The 1,594-nt window shown below is 45.4% G+C and carries 2 protein-coding genes; both read right to left on the bottom strand.

All coding sequences use genetic code 11. The features are described 5' to 3' along the window. Positions 1–230 precede the first annotated feature (230 nt). Complete coding sequence (locus ACTIE0_RS24255) at positions 231–812, bottom strand: hypothetical protein (protein ID WP_315642545.1); 582 nt, start codon at positions 810–812, stop codon at positions 231–233. After that, positions 772–1,269 (bottom strand): hypothetical protein, encoded by a 498-nt coding sequence (locus ACTIE0_RS24250; protein WP_046321520.1) that lies wholly within the window; start codon positions 1,267–1,269, stop codon positions 772–774. Before ACTIE0_RS24250 ends, ACTIE0_RS24255 begins: the two co-directional genes overlap by 41 nt. Between the last annotated feature and the right edge of the window lie 325 nt (positions 1,270–1,594).

Below are 1,594 nucleotides of genomic sequence, written 5' to 3'. Positions count from 1 at the left end.
CCAGGGGTCACATATTCCTGTAGGGGCGGGTTCAACAGCCTATATTCTTCTTCACCAGCAGCTATATAAACCCGCCCCCGTTTTTTGACAAAACCCCGCGAAACAAGCGATCGCGCAGTCGGAGTGCCACGTATCGCCCGCGTCGTCGGGCGACGTATCGCCGCAGATTCGGTTTGCCGGAATAAAGCGATCGCTTATTTGTTCTTGACAAATATCACTTTTTGTGGTAATCAGTCCCCCATGGGCAACTCATACAACAAAGGAACATCCCGCCTCACCCGGTCTAACTCAAAACCACCGATATCAGTTTGAGTTAACCGAGAGTCCAAAAAACCCATTAATTGTGCATAATTCCTCACCATAACTTGAGGCTTATATTTATACCTTTTCAACTGCCAATTCCATTCCTCGTTCAGCCTATCTGCGTAATCTTCAGCCTCCGGTTCAAATTGATAACCAATGATATAAAGTATCGGATATTTACCATTCTTCGTGCGTTGCTTATACCCCTGCAAATAGTCCCTCTCCAAAACCTCATTAATAATATCAATAGTTATCGTCCCTTTTTTCAACTCCATCAAAATATGTTGAGGGCTTGGGGTTTTCAACACCAGGTCAATAAAACGCTGCTTTCCCCGACAATTCACCTCGAACTCCACATAAAAACGCCAGGGCAAATATTCGCAAGCCTTAGCCAGATAAAACGTCAAATCCTTTTGATAATCCTTCTCAAACCGAGGTCTTCTAGCCAACACCCGGCGACTGGTTTCATCAAAAAGGACACCCCCACTTTTCCACTTGTCGTCTGGCATACTCGTCTTGTTCCTTGCGTCTTTTGACCCAGGCTTGATAACTGCTGTAGGTTTCTCTGAACCACTCGTTGTATTGTCTGGCGGTGTAGTAGTGGTATTTGGAGTATTTGGGGTCTTCGGGGTAGTCGTCGTCAAATTCAGCCCCAAATCTAATTCTAATTGCTTCATAATTTTCGTACCCATTGGTCAGCTTAATAAACTTCTCATGACTCCCCGACTGCTTATCAGGATGCAGTTTAATTGCCATTTGTTTATATAACTTTCTCGCCGCCACTTGATTATCTGCGGCTAATACCCAAGTTCCCGTTTCCAGGTGCGCCCAAATCGTCCCCTTTTTCGGGTAGAAAACACAACGCCCCTTACTCATTCGTAAAAACAGGACATTTGCCCACACCTCAATCACTGCCACATGGGGGTATTTTTCTTGAATTACAGCTAATGCAGAGGAATAGTTCATATTAACCCAACAATCCCGGCTCCCATAATTATAATCAACTATCTAACCCGATCGCAACCACCTCCACTTCCCCACTCTACCCGACACTTATATCGGTTTCCCGGAATAAAGCATTCGGTTATCCGTACTTGACAAAATTACCCTACTCATAATCTACCCGTCAATTGACCATAATGGCGATCGCCTTCCCCAAACAACCATTGTCGGCTGCGCCAGAATTTAAGAAACCCGGTTTTTTGAAAAAACCGGGTTTCTCGAAGTTTCCAGAAACAAGCGATCGCTTTCCCCAACCACCCAGGGGTCACATATTCCTGTAGGGGCGGGT

The organism is Limnospira sp. (assembly GCF_051859755.1).
Taxonomy (GTDB): domain Bacteria; phylum Cyanobacteriota; class Cyanobacteriia; order Cyanobacteriales; family Microcoleaceae; genus Limnospira; species Limnospira fusiformis.
Note: the sequence above shows the minus strand (reverse complement) of the source record. Positions and strands in the feature narration are given on the sequence as shown.